Source organism: Klebsiella sp. R390 (genome assembly GCF_051131745.1).
Lineage (GTDB): Bacteria > Pseudomonadota > Gammaproteobacteria > Enterobacterales > Enterobacteriaceae > Klebsiella.
In genome coordinates, this window is sequence record NZ_CP180445.1 from 995,134 (window position 1) to 1,014,014 (window position 18,881).

22 protein-coding genes and 3 pseudogenes are annotated in these 18,881 nt (G+C 46.3%); 12 read left to right on the forward strand and 13 right to left on the reverse strand.

The features are described 5' to 3' along the window. Positions 1–27: 27 nt before the first annotated feature. Entirely contained in the window at positions 28–1,113 is a 1,086-nt protein-coding gene (locus ACMYSP_RS04600; RefSeq protein ID WP_434585769.1) for an SIR2 family protein, read from the reverse strand. 16 nt (positions 1,114–1,129) lie between these two features. Beyond that, positions 1,130–2,356: an AAA family ATPase gene (locus tag ACMYSP_RS04605; RefSeq protein WP_434585770.1), complete on the reverse strand. Its 1,227-nt coding sequence runs from the start codon at positions 2,354–2,356 to the stop codon at positions 1,130–1,132. A 548-nt stretch (positions 2,357–2,904) separates the two neighbouring features. Between ACMYSP_RS04605 and ACMYSP_RS04610 the strand changes: the two genes are divergently transcribed. Together ACMYSP_RS04610 and ACMYSP_RS04615 are read left to right on the forward strand one after the other, a co-directional pair. Continuing rightward, positions 2,905–3,381: a hypothetical protein gene (locus tag ACMYSP_RS04610; RefSeq protein WP_434585771.1), complete on the forward strand. Its 477-nt coding sequence runs from the start codon at positions 2,905–2,907 to the stop codon at positions 3,379–3,381. 2 nt (positions 3,382–3,383) lie between these two features. Beyond that, positions 3,384–4,631 carry a hypothetical protein gene (locus ACMYSP_RS04615; protein WP_434585772.1) on the forward strand — a complete coding sequence of 416 codons (1,248 nt, stop codon included), beginning with the start codon at positions 3,384–3,386 and terminating at the stop codon, positions 4,629–4,631. Positions 4,632–4,741: 110 nt separating this feature from the next. Here the strand turns inward: ACMYSP_RS04615 and ACMYSP_RS04620 are convergent, their stop codons facing one another. Continuing rightward, on the reverse strand, positions 4,742–4,930 hold the full coding sequence (locus ACMYSP_RS04620; RefSeq protein WP_434587012.1) for a hypothetical protein: 189 nt from the start codon (positions 4,928–4,930) through the stop codon (positions 4,742–4,744). A 154-nt stretch (positions 4,931–5,084) separates the two neighbouring features. Then, positions 5,085–7,151, reverse strand: a pseudogene (locus ACMYSP_RS04625) (replication endonuclease); the annotation flags it as partial. Here ACMYSP_RS04625 and ACMYSP_RS04630 point away from each other — a divergent pair. Beyond that, positions 7,150–7,365, forward strand: a pseudogene (locus ACMYSP_RS04630) (replication endonuclease); the annotation flags it as partial. The pseudogenes ACMYSP_RS04625 and ACMYSP_RS04630 sit on opposite strands and share 2 nt — an antisense overlap. On the opposite strand, the pseudogene ACMYSP_RS04635 reads toward ACMYSP_RS04630, so the two are convergent. The 3 genes and pseudogenes from ACMYSP_RS04635 to ACMYSP_RS04645 form a co-directional block, all read right to left on the reverse strand. After that, a pseudogene (locus tag ACMYSP_RS04635) lies at positions 7,365–7,448 on the reverse strand (conjugal transfer protein TraR); the annotation flags it as partial. The pseudogenes ACMYSP_RS04630 and ACMYSP_RS04635 sit on opposite strands and share 1 nt — an antisense overlap. Then, positions 7,448–7,684, reverse strand: a complete 237-nt coding sequence (locus ACMYSP_RS04640) for a DUF2732 family protein (protein ID WP_054828968.1) — start codon at positions 7,682–7,684, stop codon at positions 7,448–7,450. The gene ACMYSP_RS04640 and the pseudogene ACMYSP_RS04635, both read right to left, overlap by 1 nt. 67 nt (positions 7,685–7,751) lie before the next feature. After that, positions 7,752–8,093 (reverse strand): DUF5347 family protein, encoded by a 342-nt coding sequence (locus tag ACMYSP_RS04645; RefSeq protein ID WP_097357601.1) that lies wholly within the window; start codon positions 8,091–8,093, stop codon positions 7,752–7,754. Positions 8,094–8,168: 75 nt separating this feature from the next. Between ACMYSP_RS04645 and ACMYSP_RS04650 the strand changes: the two genes are divergently transcribed. Then, on the forward strand, positions 8,169–8,417 hold the full coding sequence (locus ACMYSP_RS04650; RefSeq protein WP_054828969.1) for a hypothetical protein: 249 nt from the start codon (positions 8,169–8,171) through the stop codon (positions 8,415–8,417). On the opposite strand, the gene ACMYSP_RS04655 is transcribed toward ACMYSP_RS04650, so the two are convergent. Next, complete coding sequence (locus ACMYSP_RS04655) at positions 8,408–8,632, reverse strand: hypothetical protein (RefSeq protein ID WP_434585773.1); 225 nt, start codon at positions 8,630–8,632, stop codon at positions 8,408–8,410. The genes ACMYSP_RS04650 and ACMYSP_RS04655 overlap by 10 nt on opposite strands. 263 nt (positions 8,633–8,895) lie before the next feature. Between ACMYSP_RS04655 and ACMYSP_RS04660 the strand changes: the two genes are divergently transcribed. Further along, positions 8,896–9,354: a hypothetical protein gene (locus tag ACMYSP_RS04660; RefSeq protein ID WP_086817017.1), complete on the forward strand. Its 459-nt coding sequence runs from the start codon at positions 8,896–8,898 to the stop codon at positions 9,352–9,354. Here ACMYSP_RS04660 and ACMYSP_RS04665 read toward each other — a convergent pair. Genes ACMYSP_RS04665 through ACMYSP_RS04675 form a run of 3 tightly spaced genes read right to left on the reverse strand, consistent with a single transcriptional unit; the run spans position 9,302 to position 10,306 of the window. After that, positions 9,302–9,535, reverse strand: a complete 234-nt coding sequence (locus tag ACMYSP_RS04665; RefSeq protein WP_086817019.1) for a phage filamentation protein Fil family protein — start codon at positions 9,533–9,535, stop codon at positions 9,302–9,304. The two genes, ACMYSP_RS04660 and ACMYSP_RS04665, sit on opposite strands and share 53 nt — an antisense overlap. A gap of 7 nt (positions 9,536–9,542) precedes the next feature. After that, positions 9,543–10,052: a phage regulatory CII family protein gene (locus tag ACMYSP_RS04670; protein ID WP_434585774.1), complete on the reverse strand. Its 510-nt coding sequence runs from the start codon at positions 10,050–10,052 to the stop codon at positions 9,543–9,545. A gap of 32 nt (positions 10,053–10,084) precedes the next feature. After that, complete coding sequence (locus ACMYSP_RS04675; RefSeq protein ID WP_004223867.1) at positions 10,085–10,306, reverse strand: hypothetical protein; 222 nt, start codon at positions 10,304–10,306, stop codon at positions 10,085–10,087. A gap of 125 nt (positions 10,307–10,431) precedes the next feature. Between ACMYSP_RS04675 and ACMYSP_RS04680 the strand changes: the two genes are divergently transcribed. From ACMYSP_RS04680 to ACMYSP_RS04700, 5 genes are all read left to right on the forward strand, one after another. Further along, positions 10,432–10,995: a phage repressor protein CI gene (locus ACMYSP_RS04680; protein WP_434585775.1), complete on the forward strand. Its 564-nt coding sequence runs from the start codon at positions 10,432–10,434 to the stop codon at positions 10,993–10,995. 9 nt (positions 10,996–11,004) lie between these two features. Continuing rightward, positions 11,005–12,192 carry a hypothetical protein gene (locus ACMYSP_RS04685; protein ID WP_434585776.1) on the forward strand — a complete coding sequence of 396 codons (1,188 nt, stop codon included), beginning with the start codon at positions 11,005–11,007 and terminating at the stop codon, positions 12,190–12,192. A 74-nt stretch (positions 12,193–12,266) separates the two neighbouring features. Next, positions 12,267–13,283, forward strand: coding sequence for a phage integrase (locus tag ACMYSP_RS04690; protein ID WP_434585777.1), 1,017 nt, complete (start codon positions 12,267–12,269; stop codon positions 13,281–13,283). A gap of 79 nt (positions 13,284–13,362) precedes the next feature. Next, positions 13,363–13,632 carry a hypothetical protein gene (locus ACMYSP_RS04695; protein ID WP_434585778.1) on the forward strand — a complete coding sequence of 90 codons (270 nt, stop codon included), beginning with the start codon at positions 13,363–13,365 and terminating at the stop codon, positions 13,630–13,632. 527 nt (positions 13,633–14,159) lie between these two features. Further along, the gene (locus tag ACMYSP_RS04700) at positions 14,160–14,396 is read left to right on the forward strand and encodes a hypothetical protein (protein WP_434585779.1); all 237 of its coding nucleotides are present in this window, start codon (positions 14,160–14,162) and stop codon (positions 14,394–14,396) included. Positions 14,397–14,646: 250 nt separating this feature from the next. On the opposite strand, the gene ACMYSP_RS04705 is transcribed toward ACMYSP_RS04700, so the two are convergent. After that, the gene (locus ACMYSP_RS04705) at positions 14,647–15,192 is read right to left on the reverse strand and encodes a TetR/AcrR family transcriptional regulator (RefSeq protein WP_434585780.1); all 546 of its coding nucleotides are present in this window, start codon (positions 15,190–15,192) and stop codon (positions 14,647–14,649) included. 160 nt (positions 15,193–15,352) lie between these two features. Between ACMYSP_RS04705 and ACMYSP_RS04710 the strand changes: the two genes are divergently transcribed. Together ACMYSP_RS04710 and ACMYSP_RS04715 are read left to right on the forward strand one after the other, a co-directional pair. Beyond that, the gene (locus ACMYSP_RS04710) at positions 15,353–16,555 is read left to right on the forward strand and encodes an MFS transporter (RefSeq protein ID WP_434585781.1); all 1,203 of its coding nucleotides are present in this window, start codon (positions 15,353–15,355) and stop codon (positions 16,553–16,555) included. Further along, on the forward strand, positions 16,555–17,367 hold the full coding sequence (locus ACMYSP_RS04715) for a Cof-type HAD-IIB family hydrolase (RefSeq protein ID WP_434585782.1): 813 nt from the start codon (positions 16,555–16,557) through the stop codon (positions 17,365–17,367). The genes ACMYSP_RS04710 and ACMYSP_RS04715 overlap by 1 nt, the downstream gene beginning before the upstream one ends. A gap of 51 nt (positions 17,368–17,418) precedes the next feature. On the opposite strand, the gene ACMYSP_RS04720 is transcribed toward ACMYSP_RS04715, so the two are convergent. Continuing rightward, positions 17,419–18,657, reverse strand: a complete 1,239-nt coding sequence (locus ACMYSP_RS04720) for an MFS transporter (protein WP_434585783.1) — start codon at positions 18,655–18,657, stop codon at positions 17,419–17,421. Between the last annotated feature and the right edge of the window lie 224 nt (positions 18,658–18,881).

The following is an 18,881-nucleotide window of genomic DNA, read 5'->3' on the forward strand; positions in this document are numbered from 1 at the left end:
TCAGGCCTGCATCGCAGGCCCGAACGCTTAGCGTTGTCGACAAAGTTCAGAAAAACTTCCGCCATAGTAGAACAATGCAGACTTATCATTTAGCTCTTTAAATACTCCACAGGCACGTTGATGTGTATCAATTGCGCTACTTTTGTTCCTTCCGATTATCACTGTTTCTTTCTCTGTACTATTACCATCAAGGAAAGTATTTAAAAGGAAATTAATGATAAAGTCTTCCTTCGGGAAAGAGTAACCAATGAAGATTAAAAGATCGGCTTGCCTCAATTGCCCAGAGGATTTAACAAAGGCCGTTTTAAAATACTTATCCCCATAATCTTGCTCGTTAGAAGGGAGAATTATGTTTGGAACAACCTTGGGATCAACTAATGAATCATAATCTATTTTGAAGCCATCCTTTTCTGCAACGACCTCAAATCCACCATTGAGCTTATACAACCCAATTCCTTTGGGCTGAGGACACATTAAGATATTATTATTGTGTACCGGAAAGCCTCGACTTATGGAACGCCCCGGAAAAGCATGGCTCAGCACCTTATCAATAACTATAACTATATCATAATTTGTAGTTATTACATCAAGCACAGCAGCATCTTGGAATTGCTTGAAGAAAGAAATAATATTATTTTTGTTTTGTCCAAATCGTGCGGATTGGTTTAACTTTAAATCATTTGAGGGTATTTTTTTTGAAAACTTATTTTTTATATATAACTTAACTTGGGATTCGAATAATTCAAGCGTATGCCTATCAAGATAAGATGGCAATAGACTTGGATAACGTTTATATACATCCAAAGCGTATTTGAAACTTTTGAATACATGAGCTTTATCATCAAGACTTGCATTTTCCTCAGCCCACTTAAACTTAAGGCCATCAAATAATGAAAAAAAACCATATTCATCAATATTTTCTAAAGATTCCTCTTCAGATATAGAAAAAACCTCGTTACTTATAGGGTACTTATCATCCCATGCTTTCGAAAAGCCTGCTCCGAGAAAAACACACACTTTCCGGCCGCTAATTTTTGGTTTTAACTGCGATAAAGATGTTATTTCTAAATTAGTTGATGTTGAAGCATCACCGTCGTAAGCAAAACTAGTCATGTTTTTCTCGCACTTATTATTTTATACCAAGAAAAGATGGAACAGTACCAAATTCACCACGTAAGTATTTTGCAGAGACCTTTGCATCTTTTCTTACAGAAAAGTTTGCTGCATTGGTTATTATTGAAGCTTTAGATGAGTCTTTGATTATAATATTGAGTTCATCTCGTCTAAAATAGTCATCCAACAAAGGGATGTTATGCGTTGACATGATAAACTGCACTCCATTTCTTCTGCACGTTTTGTCGAATATCTTTTTAATCAACGCACTTGCTAATGAATAATGAATAGATGAATCTATTTCATCAACATACAAAGTGAAATCGTATTCACTAGCCCAAATTAAAATTGCTAAGAATGTTAAAACACTTAGCGTTCCTTGGGAAAAAAATTCATCCCTACGATCTGGCCCAATTCTGGTAAAATCACCATCATCATTTTTTATAAAATAGACAAATTTATATTCATTGTCTTCTCCAAATTTTAAAAAATCGACCTTATCTATATGAAGTGGAGACTGTACAACCATTTCATTATAGGTTTGTATAATCCTTAAACCACTTTCATCTAACGCTTCATTATCCCCTTCACCTAATAATTGACGTTTCAGTTGCCCTTCGACAAATTTCAAACTAGGATTCTTATGTTTTTCAGAGTAGTAAGGCAATTGCTTTAACGCCCAACGCCTGGTTTCTACAAGAGCATCGATCTCCAACGATTTTGCGAAAGTTATAACTGCTCCACTGTCTCTTAAAATAGGACCAATTAATGATTCCTGCTTTTTATACTCGGCTTTTTTAAATACTACCCCATTTACATCCCGAGTAAATATACATTGCTCTCTAGCACCTTTTTTAATAGGCCTAATGTATAAATACTCATCTACTATAACTTCATTAAAAATGGAAACACCATAGCGAATAAAGTTCTTCTGATCTTCATCAATGATGATCGCCTCATAAGAAGTAGGCTTGCTGCGACATTCTTTATTTAAAAGAAACGGCATATGCAATTTATTTAAGCCATCATTATGGATCGCATTTGCAAATTCATTAATAGCTTGTATTAATTGTGTTTTACCTACACCATTTCCTCCAATTAACGCCGCAAAACGGTTGACCCGTAAACCATTCGCCAATGTCACCATATGCTCAGGATGCTCATCCCCGATCGAGGAAGCAAAACTAAGAACTTGTCTTTCGCGAAAACTTTTGTAATTTTCTAAACTGAATGCAACTAGCATCTGAAACCCTCTTTTTTGCGTTAAATCCGCATTTTTCCTACTTTCATCACTTTAATTCAGTGCTAAAGCAAAAGCAACCTGATGTACTCGAAATCCATCCTAAGGTTGTAATTAGCTCAGCGCGCGCTCGTATCCCCGCCACGCCTGCCCGCTTTATGTAGCGGTTTTCATGCACCTGCATGACATTAGCAAAAGCCCGTCAGTTCTGGCGGACCTCAGCGAAGACGATCCTCAAACGATCATGCGGATTCATGCAGCATAGGCATGCAAAAGCAACCTTCCCAGGTGGACCGTCATGTTTACGTGACAAGGGATATATTTTTTACAAAACCCATCCATTAATGAACCACCTACCATATTTAATGGATTTTATCCATCTGATTTTATTACAAAACACAGTACCAACCGATGTTCACCACGTATACCATGAACTACATGTTATTATAATATTGCTATACTAATTTCAGACATCCTCTATGCACTTAGAATCTTGCTAAATACACACAATTAATTATTTAGTCTACACCCTGTGGTCCCCAGGAGGTCAGATGAACACACCTGCTCAATCAGCTCGTATTTCAATAATAATATACAGTCTCGGCATAACGAGTTTTTTGATATTTTTTTTAATCCTCTCACCAGCGATTGGCATGCGCTTCGATTACTCTCAAGAACAAAACCTAAGATTAATCGATATAGTACTGCCAACTTTTTTTGGATATTTAGGAGCCGCATCTCACTTTCTTTTCAATGCAAATAGAGGCCGAGAAATAATAGATCAAAATGCATTCATTCTAAAGTTACTTATTCACGGTCCGTTTTTAATATTCATTATATCTATTTGTTGCTTATTTTTTACTTTTTACACTACACACAGACCTCTTCCTGACAATGTACCAAGAGTGTATAGAATGGATTTTAATTCACTTAGTCGTTACCTTTCCATTTGCCTGGCATTATTGGCAGCCACTGTTGGAATTATTTCAAGCTATCTATTTGGCAGTCACTCTATAGAAGAGAAATGATTATGAAAATTAAATTACACTACCTTTTATTTATTATGACAATCATATTCATTCACATTCACATTCAACAATCTTATGCAGTGCCCCCCCCCGCTTCTTTATTAGTGATAAAATGGAATAATTATAATATAACATACAACGACTCTAGAGCTGTGCTCGACCATGGCAGGACTTCTGTTAGTGAGTGGGAGCCCATTACAGGGAATGATAAATACATAGACTGTGTTATAGGAAATTCAAGAACAATGTGTTTAAAGAAAAACACCCCTCTAAAAGATGACGATGCATATGGCGCAAACCTTCAATTTAAAGACCCAGTTGCAATATTTATTAGCAATGATTCAAACTCCTACCAACACAACTTTGATTTAACACCTGATAACGAACATAAAAACTCATTAATTGTAAAAAAACTAAAAAAATACAAACCAACGACCCCATCAAATAAAGAAATATTGAAATCAGTATATAAACACCCTACGCTAGGATTAGCCACTGAATCACATGTCTATGCACCTGTAAGTAAGGCTATTGGAGGAGTTGAATATTTAAAACTATGGAGATCACTTATAAACATCACACCTACAAACGCTCACAAGTGTGTAACTGTGTGCTCTGTAGTTTTAAATGCAGAGTTGAATGGCAAGGAAGCCATTGCGTATTGCGCTATTTTCAACTCAAATATTGGTTTAGGAATACCTTTTCAATGCACACCTGTAGCATATAATAAAAATGGAGAGTGGTGGATATTAAGCTACGACTCACCAGAACTGTGTGGCGGTTGTGGGGCATCAGGAGGAGTATTTTGTCATATAACCACAAACAAAAGTCAATCAGAACTAGTAAGTATACTTATTGATGGAATTAAGAAAAGCAAAATGAACATATCTCTTAAAATAACAGATAGAATAAAAAGAATTGGTGACGTGGAATTAAGTGGGAAAAACATCGCGGTTAACTCTCAATTTTTTGACGGATACTATGATCTATCTTACGCAAGATACAATATATCTCCACTAGATAACGACACACCGCAAACTTTTATGATTGATGGTTATTTCAATCTTGTTATAAGCTCAGAGCAAAGTCCTGATACAAAAGATTATAGAGATATTAGCAATATAGGGAAGAACGGAGAAGAATCAGATGAATTATGGTTTCAAGGAAAAATCCTAGAAATAATAAAATCAATAATTCAACCAATTAGCGTCAAAGACGTTGACTGTGAAGCATCTAGTGATTCTTTCTAGTAACTTTTCACATATAAAATATAATTTAGTTATTATCTTGCTCACTGCTGCATTTCCACTCTTAACACTGGCGCCAGAATAAAATTCTGACGCCAGCTACGCTCTTGCTATCAACCAGGAAGTTCCATCGAGTGGTTGTATTCGTGAGCACTAATCTTCGCCATCAGCTCATCGGTCAACTCAGAAACCCACTGGATGGCCAGCCGCTTTTCCTCATCGTCACACTCACTAGCCGCTACAATCTTGATAAAAAAATCAATGCGCTGGAGCTTCAACGACTCCAAAAAATAGTCCTGCATCTTCCCTCCTATCGATACTGCCGGATAAATATACTGAATATATATCCACTGTTTATACATACAGTATAGAAGGAATTTCCGGATGTAAAATGCTTTTTCGCTTTCAATGAGATACTTCTGAGAGAACGCAATGTGCACCTGCCCTGGCAGCTGCTCAGGAATACCACTGCCGCCATTTTTCATCTTCCTGCAGGCGCTGGTTGCGGTAGAAAATACGCAGCCCAGCCCCGGACGGAATACTGCCGCCACGTAGAAGCAGATCCACCTCAGTTTCACTCGCTTCAAACCCTCTGGACCTCAGCTCAGCATCGAGCTGCCGCCGCTGATGATCGGTGATTTCTTGTTTATATCCTTGTTTATATCCTTGCCGCCGCTTCGGTTTTACCTGCCTCAGCCGTGCTGTCAGCTCCCGCCGTTCCTTAGCACTCAGATCATGAAGGTCCGGTAGCGCCTCTGGCTCTCTGGTTTCAGGTAATTCACCCCCTGATTGGTTCACAATTTCAACAGGGGGACAGTTATTGCCACGAGTCCAAGGGGCGCAAGCGCCCTGGTCGGCTGCCGCCTCCTGAACGTCAACGGCTTTACGAACCATTTTCCACTTCATCGCGTGCGTGCAAATCCGGCCCTCAACAATCGGGGACCAGATGCCATAAATACGGATGCCATGATCGCCATAGGTAGATGGCTCTTCGTTAAGCTCGTAGGCCGTTCTGACCAGGTGATGTTTACGCGGGACCAGCACGCCGCCCTGTTTCATGATGTAGGTTGCAAAGCACCCGGCATCAGCTGCAGCCAGTACCGCATCCAGACGCAGGTTATCCAGCACCGGCGCACCGACTTTTTTATCGGACTGCTGCCGCGCGGCCTGGCCTGCCAGCAAGCGCAGCTCACGATAAGCCTGGCGGCCCGGAATACCGAAAAAGCGGAATTGTTGGACGCGATGCAATGACGCCCAGGCGTTAACGTGCTCAGCGTTATCCCGCAGTGATCTGCCGGTTTCCTTGCTGATTTCATTAGCCAGGCCGCGCCCGTCGATGTTCTTACTGATGTATTTGGCGATGTAGCTGGTCGGCGTGCCCTTGCGCGGGTTGATCAGTTCAGACTTAAAGCGCGGGCCGGTATTGTTGCCCAGCTCTTCGCGGTCCTCACGGATAGCAAATTTACGCAGCAAAGCAGTGATGGCGCGGCGTTCTTTCTTACGCATGAAGCACAGCAGGTGCCAGTGCACCGTCCCATCATGATGCGGCTCAGCCACCCGGACGCCATACCAGCGCATACCGCGTTTATGCATGGCCTTACGGAAAGCGGCAAACGTATCCACCAGATAATCACTGCTTTGTCTGACCGTCGCGCTCGTCCATTTCGGGTTTGGCCTGCCGTTGTTGAGCGTTACGTGGAAACGTGACGGGCAGGTGATGGTGTAGAACACAGCGCAGTCGCCGCGCATTTCTGCGATAAGCTCCAGCCCCTTAACGCAGGCCATCATTTCATTACGACGGTGCGCCGGATTGCTGCTGCTGGCGTTCACCACGTCTTCCATGTCCAGCGTGTCGCCCTGCTCGTTGGTCAGCTCATGCGAGCGGAAGAACTCCAGCGATTTACGGCGCTGCTCACGCTTATGGATCACAGCCTCATAACTGACATATGGTGAGGCTTTTTTGTTGACCAGACACACCGCACGCAGTTGCTCCTCCCGCCACTCGCAGCGCATCTGCCACATCTTGCGATACCACCAGTCAGCGCAAAGCATACGCGCCAATGAACCCGGAATAAGCTCATACGGCACAGGGTTGCGGCGGCGTTTCTTGCGTCGTAACCGCTCAAATACAGGAGGGATCACGTCAAGCCGCATGACCTCATCGGCCACTCGCTCCCACGCCCTGCGCATCTGCTCCGGCGTGACGTCATCGCTGACGAAAAGATCGCTACAAGCCGCATCAAGACACATGCTCATGCGGGCGGCTACCAGTGTGGAAAGTCGCTTTACCTGGTCCTGACTCATTTCAGGCAGAACCAGCAACCCCTCCAGCCCGTCATGGCTTGCCATAAACCGGAATGTGGTCGATATCTGGCTATCCCGGACACGCACCAGACGTTCCAGACACGGTCTGACTGGTTCACGCAGGTAGCGAGAATAGGCCTTAGGGCGGTTCAGGTTATGAAAATAATCAATGCGGTCCATCAGCGGCTTGCTGATATATGACGGCTCTGCTGACACGTTATCTGTGCTTTCAAACCTAATCACTCTCTACGCCAGCGAAAACGAGCAGGAAAAGCTGCGCCGTGAGGCGATGAGTGATGAGGTCTGGGAGCGCTTTTTCTACAATGAAGCCCGTGACCCGGTTCAGCGTGAAATGGAGCAGGACCAGCTGATCAGCAGGGCGAAGATGGCCCGCGAACAGCAGAAATTTAACCCCGATCTGGTCATCCTGGCTGGCTGTCTTGCACGGGCGTTCTGAATATGGCGATGCAGATTTTCTTCAACACGTTGCTGCACGAGGTCCATTGAGTCTGCCATTAGTGCCAGTCTCCCCGTGATTCAGCGTCATAACGGGCAACTTCACGGCGAAGCAATTCTGCCGCTTCCACTCCGTTCATCCCTTGCTGCAGTATGTAGATCGCCAGCGCCTCTATTCGTAACGAAACGGCAAAGGCGCAGTTTTTACGCTCATCCAGGCGAGCCTCGTTAAACAGCTGGAGTAGGCCAGCATCATCCGGTCCAGTTTTGGTGGTGCGGGTTTCTCTATTTCGCATAGTTGTTTCTCCTGAATTTGGGCAAAGGAATGCCCGGCGGGTTTACGCCATTGCTTTCTGGTTTGTTTTAATTAGGCATGCTTAGCCGTTTTGGAAATAAGCTCACCACTGCACGAAAATGATTCATTGCTTTAATCAGCTCCCTCTTTTCGTCAGTAGTCAGGTCACTCACATTAACGCAATGACGTTCCGTCGGAATCTTTGCCATAAAAAATATGGCTGCCAGAGCCCTCTCATTCTGTAATCTGTTCACGTCCCGCGGATTACGCATATCCGAAATAAACCGTACCAGCTCAGTGTCAATATTGAAGCCGAATACTTTTGCACGTAATTCTGCAATATGGTTAAGCCCATCCAGACGTTTACCAGGGCTTAGTGGAACAGTTGCAGCATCACCGTTTATCGCCACTTCAGCATCCCTCACAATTAAACTCTTTTTTTGCTATGATTTTGCGAAACGTACCGATAACTCAGAGATTTAGCAATGCTGACCCAGATAGAGAAGGACCGAATCGAGAAACTCGAAAACGAGGTCGCAACCCTCCACAAGGAAGTAGCGATGCAGCAGATAATGATTTCTGGCTTGCTACACAGCTTTTTCCGTAACGAATCGTCGAATCAGGAGGCATTCTTTAGCGTCATCAGCGAAGAACTTAACCGACTACGCTTTGGATCAGTTAAACATCAAGAATTCAGCCATGACATCCAGCAACTCCTCGACCGCTATCGATAACTAATCTGTTGATATTTAATGAAAGGTGATGTTTTCTTACGCACCACCTCTTCTACCTGCTCCCCTCGAAAAAAAGCACCATCCTTCAATATGAAAAAGTAACTGCCGTCACCTGCTATAGAGGGATAACAGCAGACAAGCTCCACCTCATTGATCGAGTATTTTTCACCTTTGTGAAGAAACTGATAAAACACCCCATATAAACCCGGTTCCATTTCTTGTCCTCCTCTGAGTTATAGAAATTTAAAATGGCATTAATGCTCCCAACGTAATCACATCACCTATGCCTATTAGAAATAGTGCCGGGGATTTTTCTACACGCCCGGCGCGTGCCTCAGTGGTAGACTATTTGCGCGAACAATCATCTACCCCACAAAGGAGAAATCTGATGTCAGACTCTGACGACTTCCATGTACTGCCTCGTCCTGCCCCTGCCCCCAGGCCAGAGCCGGGGCAAGATAAAAAATAGGAACCCGGCATGACTAAACAAAGCTCCGAATACTTCCAACTGCATTACAGTTATTACCTTGAGGTTATGACGGCAACGCTTCATGGCAGAGCTGACAAATTGATGACAGCCATTCAGCTTATTAGCGGTACTGCTGTGTTTGCGGACACCGGTCTGGAATGGTTGTTCGCTTTACCTGTTGTCGTTATCGCGACAATTCAACTTGTGTGGCAACCAGCCATTATTTCCGAGCGTGCAAGCGTGCAAAGCCGCCAGTATGGGGAATTGCTTTATGCTGGGGATGAACTGACCCCAGAACTGATTGCACAAAAGTTGAAAACGCTGCATCACTCTGATTCCGCACCTTTCGGTTCTTTGTTAAATCCAGCCTACAAAAGAGCTGCTATTGCATGTGGTCTGCCTGATGACACTAAGCTCAGCTTCCAGGAAAAGCTTTTCGCCTGGTTTGCTGGTTGCCTGCCACGTTAATACTTAGACGTTGTAGCAATCTCTTTTTGCCTGTTCCCCGGACAGCCTGCTGCCGGGGAGACAACTCAATACACGGATGCCATTTTTTTCCACCAGGTAAGTGAATCCAGCCGTGACCGTAATGCATTGCTGGGCTTTGCCTAACCAGCAGTGATGCGAATGAAGGTTCGTTGTTCAGCATAAACACCTCAGCTCAGCCCAAACGATGAACCAAGGCTGGTCACCGTATCAACGACACTGGCCATTGCCGGGTTTGCCTGCAAACGCGCCTGCAGTGAAATAGCGGTGAGTGCCATCAGCCGAGTAACGGAGTTGATGCTTTCGACAACCTGACGACGGGTGGTCGCATTCAGCTGAACACCCGAAACAGCGCTGGCAGCGACACGACCGATCTCGGCGGTGGCTTTCAGGACGTACTGAGGCATGTTCTCCCGTGCGACTTCATTGGTTGGTACGCATGGCAGACAATGAATCTGCGCCAAAAACCCATCAACCAGTGTTGAGTCTTCGGTGAGATCGGTCAGCAGCCAGATATCTGGCGCCGTGAGCTGGTGCGGTTGCTCCGGATTGAGCTTATTACGCAAGGTTTGAACATTCATACCTGCACGTTCTGCCAGCTTCGCCATGTTGTGGCGTAGAGCGAAAGCCCGGCAGGCTTCATTGAAATGAGGATGTTTTGATATGCGATAGTCAAACATAGTCAGTTGCTCCGTGAAGTCTCAAAATGGAACTAATTGATAGTCACGTTGCAATCAGATAGGGCATCGACCGTCATCGCAGCAATGTTAATCATCACTTTTTCACGCTTTTTGTCCTTGCGTAGGCGATGACGAAGCAACCGCCCATCTGCAAGCATGTCGTTGATGGTGTCGATAGATAAGCCAGTGAGTTCACTATATCTTTCGATAGTTACGTGGGGGGTGATGAGAGTGATTGAAATGTTAGGTCTCATGATGCAACATTCCTCGTTTAGCAATGATTAATCAGGATGAATACTGATCGTTTTTATTTTGTGAACACGATAAACACACGATCACATCATGAAATCGTCAAGATAAAAGTTCACTTGGAGTGACCATGAATCTGGAAAAAGGCGGGCGTGGTGCCATAGAGCGCATGGTTGAAGCCTATGGTTTCAAGACAAGACAAGCTTTATGTGATCATTTAGGAATTTCAAAGAGCACACTAGCAACACGCTACATGCGCGATTCATTCCCTGCAGAATGGGTGATTCAATGTGCACTTGAAACGGGTATCTCGCTTGAATGGTTGACGAAGGGGCACGGAGTAAAAGAAGGATCACAAAATATGAACCACATGAACATCGAGTTTTTAAGACTTGAAGACGGCGATTTACGAAGCGTCGGCTGGAAATTATTTGATCCTACAATTTTCTCAAAAACACTTGTAAATCCCATATTGGTTAAAGAAAAAGAAAATTTATTTTTATGTGATAAAAGCAACTCTGATATTAGGGATGGGCTTTGGCTTATTGAAATAGACCAGCATGTCTCATTAAAAGAAATCACAAGACTTCCTAATCAACAAGTTAAAGTCCATTCATCGAATGGTGCATTTGAATGCGCCATAGAAGAACTTAACTTTATCGGCCAAGTTAAATTCAAAATTTCATCATACTAGGATTGACTGATGGAAAATTCATACTTTGATAAACATGAAATTAAAAAAATCATCGGACAAGTTCGACGCAGTAGCATTTTAAGAGATTCAAATCAATATCAGGGAAGTCTTTATCGAGATCTTGTAAAGACGTTCGAGAAATATCAAAAATTTATTCTTGATTGTGATGATAACGGCCCTTTATCACAGAATTTAAAAAATAATCACACTCTTATCTGTGATTTATGCAATGCATTATTAGAGGTTATGCAGGCTTTTTTAACAGGCGATGTACGTAGAGCATACAATATTTTCAGCGATATGCTTGATAGACAGGAAGTAATCGATTGTTTTAACTTTATATCAAAACCTCTTGGTGAATGGGCCAGGCCAGAAAGACCACTATACCGCGTAAGGGCCAGTAGTAGACCATTAGAATACAGAGAGGATATTTTTCACATACCCTTTAACATGAGACATTTGGTACAAACCCAGCGCTATTCTATTGCAGGTTTGCCATGTTTATATTTAGGAACATCATTATATATATGCTGGCAAGAGGTGGGTAAACCTGATTTTGATAAGCTATACGTTTCAGCACTATATGCAACCTCTGCAGCTAAAGAGTTAAACATTCTAAACTTCGCTTATAACTTAAATACTTTGGCAGATTATAGGTTTCTTAACGCGTTGAATGATGAATATAAAAACGATGGTGACATAAATAATATACTATTATCCCACCTAATTCTCTGGCCTTTAGTTGCATCATGTAGTTATATAAAAAACAATGAATCTGGGGCATTCAATCAAGAATATATAATCCCTAATCTACTGATGCAAAAAATTGCCTCAGAGAGATTAAACAACATATCAGGCATAGCATATCTTTCAACAAAATCAGTGAGGAATACGAATGCAAACCTAGGGGTAAATATAATAATACCCCCAAAATCCGATTTTGAAGAGATGCAAAATAATAAATACTGTTCAATCTTATCTAATAGTTTTTTAATGACTACGCCTATTTCATGGCAACTATTAGAGGCATTAACCTACGATTATAAAGTTAGTAATGGCTTATCCCTAACGAAGAAAATTGAAAATATTCATGAAACTTTAATGGATGATTATCATTTCACAACATTTTATAAACTTGAAGAAAAACTTAAGGATAAATTCCAGTTCAGAGCCCTAAATTCTTCTCGCATTGTTTAAGCCTTGAAAAAACATACATTGACCACTGTTCAAACATACAGTTAAATTTAGCCCTCAGACATGAGGGCTTTTTTATGGCAGTACGAAAACTCGACACAGGAAAATGGATTTGCGAATGCTACCCCGCCGGACGCAGCGGGCGGCGTGTGCGCAAGCAGTTCGCCACTAAAGGCGAAGCACTGGCTTTTGAACGCCACACGATGGATAAGACGGAAGCTAAGCCCTGGCTGGGTGAATCGGTAGACCGCAGGACACTGAAAGACATCGTTGAACTCTGGTTCAAATTGCACGGCAAATCACTGAGCGCTGGCGAGCACGTTTACGACAAGCTGATTCTGATGGTCGATGTACTCGGAAATCCTCTCGCCACCGACTTCACATCCAAAATGTTTGCGCACTACCGTGATAAACGTCTTACAGCAGAGATTTATTTCAGCGAGAAATGGAAGAAAGGAGCCAGCCCGGTCACGATCAATCTGGAGCAAAGCTATCTCAGTGGTGTTTTTAGCGAGCTGGCCCGGCTCGGAGAATGGAGCGCACCGAACCCGCTGGAGAACATGCGCAAACTCACTATTGCCGAAAAAGAGATGGCCTGGCTGACACATGAGCAAATAACAGAACTCCTGGACGACTGCCATCGTCAAAGTGCCCTTCTCGCTATGGTTGTCAAAATCTGCCTAAGCACCGGAGCACGCTGGCGGGAAGCTGTAAACCTTACGCGATCCCAGGTCACTAAACACCGAATCACGTTTGTTAGGACCAAAGGCAAAAAGAATCGTAGCATTCCGATAAGCAAAGAGCTGTATGAGGAAATCATTGCCCTAGACGGCTTCAAGTTCTTTACGGACTGCTATTTTCAGTTTATGTCGGTGATGGAGAAAACTTCTATCGTACTTCCGCGGGGACAGCTAACACACGTTCTGCGCCATACGTTTGCAGCACACTTTATGATGTCCGGCGGGAACATCCTTGCGCTCCAGAAAATCCTGGGCCACCACGACATAAAAATGACCATGCGATACGCTCACCTTGCACCTGACCATCTTGAAACTGCCCTGCGCTTTAATCCTCTGGCAACCATGGATCAATAACCACAAGATGCTACTCGCGTGCACACCTGACAGTAGCGGAGTATTATTATGACGGTATTAGTTATCAGGGAAATAGATTATGAAAGAGTTACTAAAACAGGGGTTAGAGCTTCGTACTAAAGCGAAAGAATTGGCTCTTGCTGCTTTGGCAAAGCATCCTGATGGACAGAAAAATGGCAAAGGAATTAAACAATCTGAAGTGTTCAAACTCTGCGGCTTCGATTGGGGAGCAAAACCAAAAGCGACCAGTTCGAATCAACAATATTGGGTTGTAGCGTTGTTACGTGAATTGGAAGAAGATGGATTAGTCGAACAAATCAAAGAGAGTGGCCCCTGGCGCTTAAAGTAAGTCACGATGAGCAAGTGGCGACAAAGTGGCGGCAGCGGTTGGCATTGCCCCGTAATCGCCACTCCTTACCACCAAGCTAACTTATTGATTATCTTATAAGTCATTGTTTCCACTAACCCATTTACATAAATGGGTTTTTTGTTGCCTGAAATCCGTGTGTTTAAAACCATGGTGTTACGCACGTCCCTTCTGCCACTCTCGACGGCGGCCTGTTTTGCGCGCAGGCAACGAATACACCTCTGGGCGTGCTTGCGCCAATCGTCAGTGCTAAACCCCGTGACTCAAGAACTCCCGCCGTCTGGAACGATGCCAAATGCACCAATCATCCAGAGTATTTATCTATTAACTAAGTTTTATTTCTTTTTCCCAAGAGAATAAAAACATGAGTTTTAAATTCCCGGCAGAACCTTTAGATAATCTTAATTACGCGGCGCGTTCTTGTAACACATTGACTTATTATTTACTGGTGAGTAATGTTCAGTGAATTAAATAGTTCAATGCAACAACCCATAAATAAGGATATCATTATGAAAACATTAACTCAGCATGAAATGGATCAGGTTAACGGCGCAGGCATTTTTGGCTCTGCTCTTGGCGCTCTCGGGCTCACCTCTATTGGTAAAACTATCAATGACTTTGAGAATAGCATCCTGGAGCAAACCGTTGGGCACATCCCTGGCGTAGGTAGCGTTATCGTTGACATCCTCCGCGACCCTTTCGGTGCATTTAAAGAGTCAACCCCGATCCCACTGTCTAAAAAGTAATTTCTCGCCTGCTAAATAACATCGATTGCCAGCGTATGATTCTTAATCCTGTTGCTAATCGTCAATCCGGAGCCTGTCGGTTCCGGATTATTATTCGTAAAATAAAAATCATACGTAATCAGAATTACTTTATATTCAAAATAATATTTATTAAGATACTCCGTACGCGCTACACCCGCTATTTTTCATCCTGAATTTATTTCGCGCCAGGTCATCATCTCATACTGACGCAGACAAATAACCTCACAACTCACCCCTCTCCGGCCAGCCGCCCGACCATCAGGCGGATCGCCGGTTTAGAGAGCGGCGCGCTGTCGGTGACGAAATGCAGGGTCATTCCCTCAATAAACGCATCCAGACCACGGGCAGTAGACGGATCAAACCACTGCTCCAGGGTTTGCTGGCTGCGCTGCATCCAGTGCTGCATCACCGCCTTTAACGCCGGCTGGCTGCTGCAGAACGCATACAGCTGATACATCAGCTCCATGTTCCGCGCGGTGGTGACCTGGGCGCTGAAAATCAGTTCGGCAATGGCATCGCAGGCCTGTTCGCGATTGCTGACAGAGGCAAAAAACTGCTGATACTGCTCCGACATATCGCGGGTGAAAATACGAAAGGCCTCTTCAATCAGCGCTTCAATACCGCTGAAATAGTAGGTTAGCGAGCCTAACGGGACCTCCGCGCAGCTGGCGATTTTACGATGCGTTACCGCATGGATCCCGTGGGTGGCGATAGTCTCCAGCGTCGCCTGCAAAATGCGCTCCCGGCGCTGCGGATCGTTCGGTCGGCGGGCCATAGTTTTCCTCATTTATCGCGTTTATACACAAGCCATCCGGCAGCTATGCCGTTCTCCTGATGCCATGCCTTGTCATGAAACTGACATCCTGAAGTATATGTACAAATGTACACAACTTTGCTACTGTTGTCTCCATCTTCTCATTCACTGGCATGGACGAATGACAGCGCAAACCTCCCGCAGAGCCTTGCAGCTTCGGCTGTGGGCACTCTTTATGTTCTTTTTTATTCCCGGATTACTGATGGCATCATGGGCCACCCGTACGCCAGCGATCCGCGACCTGCTCACGCTGTCGACCGCGGAAATGGGCATCGTTTTATTTGGCCTCTCTATTGGTTCGATGAGCGGCATTCTCTGCTCGGCATGGCTGGTTAAGCGCTTCGGAACCCGCAAAGTCATTCGAACTACCATGTCCTGTGCGGTCGTTGGCATGATGGTCCTCAGCCTGGCCCTGTGGCTTACCTCGGCCACCCTGTTTGCCATCGGGCTGGCCATTTTTGGGGCCAGCTTCGGTTCTGCGGAGGTGGCGATTAACGTCGAAGGTGCCGCCGTCGAGCGCGAAATGAATAAAACCGTGCTGCCGATGATGCACGGCTTTTACAGCTTCGGGACGCTGTTTGGCGCCGGCGTGGGGATGGCGGTGACCGGTTTTGGCTTGCCTGCCGCACCGCATATTCTGCTGGCTGCGCTGGTGGCTATCGCCCCTATCGCTATCGCAATTCGCGCTATTCCTGACGGTACCGGGCAGAATGCCACCGAAAGCGCTCATCACGAAGAAAAAGGGTTGCCGGTATGGCGCGACGTGCAGCTGCTGCTGATTGGCGTGGTGGTGCTGGCGATGGCCTTTGCTGAAGGCTCTGCCAACGACTGGCTGCCGCTGCTGATGGTGGATGGACATGGTTTCAGCCCGACGTCTGGCTCCCTGATTTACGCCGGCTTTACCCTCGGTATGACCATCGGTCGCTTCACCGGAGGCTGGTTCATCGACCGCTACAGTCGGGTCACGGTGGTACGTGCCAGCGCGGTGATGGGCGCCCTGGGTATCGGCCTGATTATCTTCGTCGATAACCCATGGGTGGCCGGAATCTCCGTGCTGCTGTGGGGACTGGGGGCGTCGCTCGGCTTCCCGCTGACCATTTCCGCCGCCAGCGATACCGGCCCCGATGCGCCGAAACGCGTCAGCGTAGTGGCGATCACCGGCTACCTCGCCTTTCTTGTCGGGCCGCCGCTGCTGGGCTTCCTCGGCGAACATTTCGGCCTGCGCAGCGCCATGATGGTGGTGCTGGGCCTGGTTATGGTGGCGGCGCTGGTCGCGAAGGCGGTGGCAAAACCACAACATGAACCTGTCATGGAGAACAGTTGATGAGTATCAAACTGATTGCGGTAGACATGGACGGCACCTTCTTAAGCGATGCCAAAACCTACAATCGCCAGCGTTTCCTGAGCCAGTATCAGCGAATGCGCGAGCAAAATATTCGTTTTGTGGTAGCCAGCGGCAACCAGTATTACCAGCTGATTTCGTTTTTCCCCGACATCGCCCATGAAATTGCCTTCGTCGCCGAAAATGGCGGCTGGGTGGTCAACGCCGGTGACGACGTCTTCAACTGCCAGATGCCGAAAAATCATTTCCACACGGTGATCGATTATCTGCAGACGCTGCCGGATATTGAGATCATCGCCTGCGGCAAACGCAGCGCCTGGACCCTCAACCAGTATAACGACGAGCTGAAAGCGGTCGCGGCGAAGTATTACCATCGCCTGCAGCTGGTCGATGATTTTAACCATATCGATGACGTTATTCTGAAATTCGGGCTCAACGTCCCCGACAGCCTGATCCCGACCATTCAGCCGCAGCTGCATGCCGCCTTAGGCGACATGGTGACCGCCGTAGCGACCGGTTTCGGCAGCATCGACCTGATTATTCCCGGCATCCATAAAGCCAACGGCCTGCGTATCCTGCAACAGCGCTGGGGCATTGAGGATCACGAAGTGGTGGCGTTTGGCGACAGCGGAAACGACATTGAAATGTTGCAACATGCTGGATTTGGCTTTGCGATGGCTAACGCGGCTGCCCCGGTGAAGGCCGTGGCGGGCTACGATGCCCCGCATAACAACGAAGAAGGTGTATTGCACATCATCGATAAAGTGTTGAATCGCGAAGCGCCGTTTGCCTGATGCGGTTCCGGGGGCAGCGTGCATTGCCGCCCCCGGAATCATGCAGAAACGTCAGGCCTGCGGGTCGTTGGCGTTTCCTATGCTCTTGTCTTTGAGGAAATAGACCATCATCGCCAGCCACAGCACACCGCTGAGCAGATTAAACAGGCTGAACACCCCGCTCCCTCCCAGCGCATAGGCATGCTTGCTGACTTCAATCCCGACGGTAAAAATCAGCATCTGCAGCATCCCCATCGCCGCTGACACCGTCCCCTTACTCATATCGCTGGCAAACAGCGTCAGACGCACTAGCCCGGCGTTTGCCAGACCGATCCCGAAGGCGTAAACGCTCAGTCCGGCGGTCATCCACAGATAGGCATGGCTCGACACCACCGTTGCCGCCGCAGCCAGCAGCAGACCGAGCGAAATCGGCCAGCCGCCGAGAATAATCAGCGATCGCACCGTACGCCTCGAGGTCAGCCGCGCCAGCACCAGATTACCGGCAATCAGCGCGCCGAAAATCGGCACCTGCAGCAGCCCGTATTCATAGCTGGAGGCCTGTTCGCCGCTGATAATAATCACCGGAGACTGCGCAATCCATGCCAGCAGCGGCAGGCTCACGAAACCAATCGCCAGAGAGCCGGCGACAAAGCGCAGATTCTTCAGCACCAGGGCATAGTCGCGCCCCAACTCTTTCATCGACAGCTTCTCGCCCATGCGGGTAGCGGTTTCCGGCATCGCCCGCTGAAGGCCGAAAAACGCGATGGCCGCCAGCACGGCAAACAGCACAAACATCATCTCCCACGGCAGGATATGCACCCATGCAGCCCCCACCAGCGGGCCGAGCAGTGGCGCAATCAACGCCACGTTAGCCATCAAGGCGGTGATTTTGATACACATCGCCTCCTCAAATGACTCCTGAATCGCGGCATAACCCACAGCGCCAATAAAGCACAGGCTGATGCCCTGTAAAAAACGCAGCAGCGTAAACTGTTCAATGGTTTGCGCCAGCAGGGTAGCCAGGCAGGTCACGATAAACCACACCACGCCGGTGAGCATCACCGGACGACGGCCGATACGATCCGACAGCGGCCCTAACAGCCACTGTAAAAACATGCCGCCGGCGAGATAGGCGGTCATTGAGGTAGGCACCCATTCATTGCCAGCCTGGAACTCTTCCACCACCGTCAGCATCCCCGGCTGAATCATATCGTTGCCGATATAGGTAGAGAATTCGTATAACACCAGGCACAAGGGGAACAGCAGCGCCTGCCGTCCGAGGCGCCGACCTGAAAGCGAATAATTCTGCATGCAATCTCTTATTTAAATAAAAATCGCGCAAAGTTTAATGAAAGTCGTGCTGAGGAGATAGTGAATTGTGAGTGACAATGAAAAATAGCGCAAAGTCCCCCAGGACGGCCCACCCGTTTTATCTCAACCTCTCTTTATTTCGTTTATATTTCAATTAGGTTACAGGCGATATACTCATCGCAGCTGCGTGTATGCGAAAAAATGGCCTCGCCAGAATTCCTATA

Excerpts from the sequence above, each read along its gene's own strand:
- ACMYSP_RS04605 (WP_434585770.1), bottom strand. The coding sequence starts at position 2,356 with ATGCTAGTTGCATTCAGTTTAGAAAATTACAAAAGTTTTCGCGAAAGA.
- ACMYSP_RS04655 (WP_434585773.1), bottom strand. The coding sequence starts at position 8,632 with ATGGAACCGGGTTTATATGGGGTGTTTTATCAGTTTCTTCACAAAGGT.
- ACMYSP_RS04685 (WP_434585776.1), top strand. The coding sequence starts at position 11,005 with ATGGAAAATTCATACTTTGATAAACATGAAATTAAAAAAATCATCGGA.
- ACMYSP_RS04680 (WP_434585775.1), top strand. The coding sequence starts at position 10,432 with ATGAATCTGGAAAAAGGCGGGCGTGGTGCCATAGAGCGCATGGTTGAA.
- ACMYSP_RS04600 (WP_434585769.1), bottom strand. The coding sequence starts at position 1,113 with ATGACTAGTTTTGCTTACGACGGTGATGCTTCAACATCAACTAATTTA.
- ACMYSP_RS04610 (WP_434585771.1), top strand. The coding sequence starts at position 2,905 with ATGAACACACCTGCTCAATCAGCTCGTATTTCAATAATAATATACAGT.
- ACMYSP_RS04675 (WP_004223867.1), bottom strand. The coding sequence starts at position 10,306 with ATGAGACCTAACATTTCAATCACTCTCATCACCCCCCACGTAACTATC.
- ACMYSP_RS04670 (WP_434585774.1), bottom strand. The coding sequence starts at position 10,052 with ATGTTTGACTATCGCATATCAAAACATCCTCATTTCAATGAAGCCTGC.
- ACMYSP_RS04615 (WP_434585772.1), top strand. The coding sequence starts at position 3,384 with ATGAAAATTAAATTACACTACCTTTTATTTATTATGACAATCATATTC.
- ACMYSP_RS04695 (WP_434585778.1), top strand. The coding sequence starts at position 13,363 with ATGAAAGAGTTACTAAAACAGGGGTTAGAGCTTCGTACTAAAGCGAAA.
- ACMYSP_RS04620 (WP_434587012.1), bottom strand. The coding sequence starts at position 4,930 with ATGCAGGACTATTTTTTGGAGTCGTTGAAGCTCCAGCGCATTGATTTT.
- ACMYSP_RS04665 (WP_086817019.1), bottom strand. The coding sequence starts at position 9,535 with ATGCTGAACAACGAACCTTCATTCGCATCACTGCTGGTTAGGCAAAGC.
- ACMYSP_RS04710 (WP_434585781.1), top strand. The coding sequence starts at position 15,353 with ATGACAGCGCAAACCTCCCGCAGAGCCTTGCAGCTTCGGCTGTGGGCA.
- ACMYSP_RS04705 (WP_434585780.1), bottom strand. The coding sequence starts at position 15,192 with ATGGCCCGCCGACCGAACGATCCGCAGCGCCGGGAGCGCATTTTGCAG.
- ACMYSP_RS04660 (WP_086817017.1), top strand. The coding sequence starts at position 8,896 with ATGACTAAACAAAGCTCCGAATACTTCCAACTGCATTACAGTTATTAC.
- ACMYSP_RS04700 (WP_434585779.1), top strand. The coding sequence starts at position 14,160 with ATGAAAACATTAACTCAGCATGAAATGGATCAGGTTAACGGCGCAGGC.
- ACMYSP_RS04720 (WP_434585783.1), bottom strand. The coding sequence starts at position 18,657 with ATGCAGAATTATTCGCTTTCAGGTCGGCGCCTCGGACGGCAGGCGCTG.
- ACMYSP_RS04650 (WP_054828969.1), top strand. The coding sequence starts at position 8,169 with ATGCTGACCCAGATAGAGAAGGACCGAATCGAGAAACTCGAAAACGAG.
- ACMYSP_RS04690 (WP_434585777.1), top strand. The coding sequence starts at position 12,267 with ATGGCAGTACGAAAACTCGACACAGGAAAATGGATTTGCGAATGCTAC.
- ACMYSP_RS04715 (WP_434585782.1), top strand. The coding sequence starts at position 16,555 with ATGAGTATCAAACTGATTGCGGTAGACATGGACGGCACCTTCTTAAGC.
- ACMYSP_RS04640 (WP_054828968.1), bottom strand. The coding sequence starts at position 7,684 with ATGCGAAATAGAGAAACCCGCACCACCAAAACTGGACCGGATGATGCT.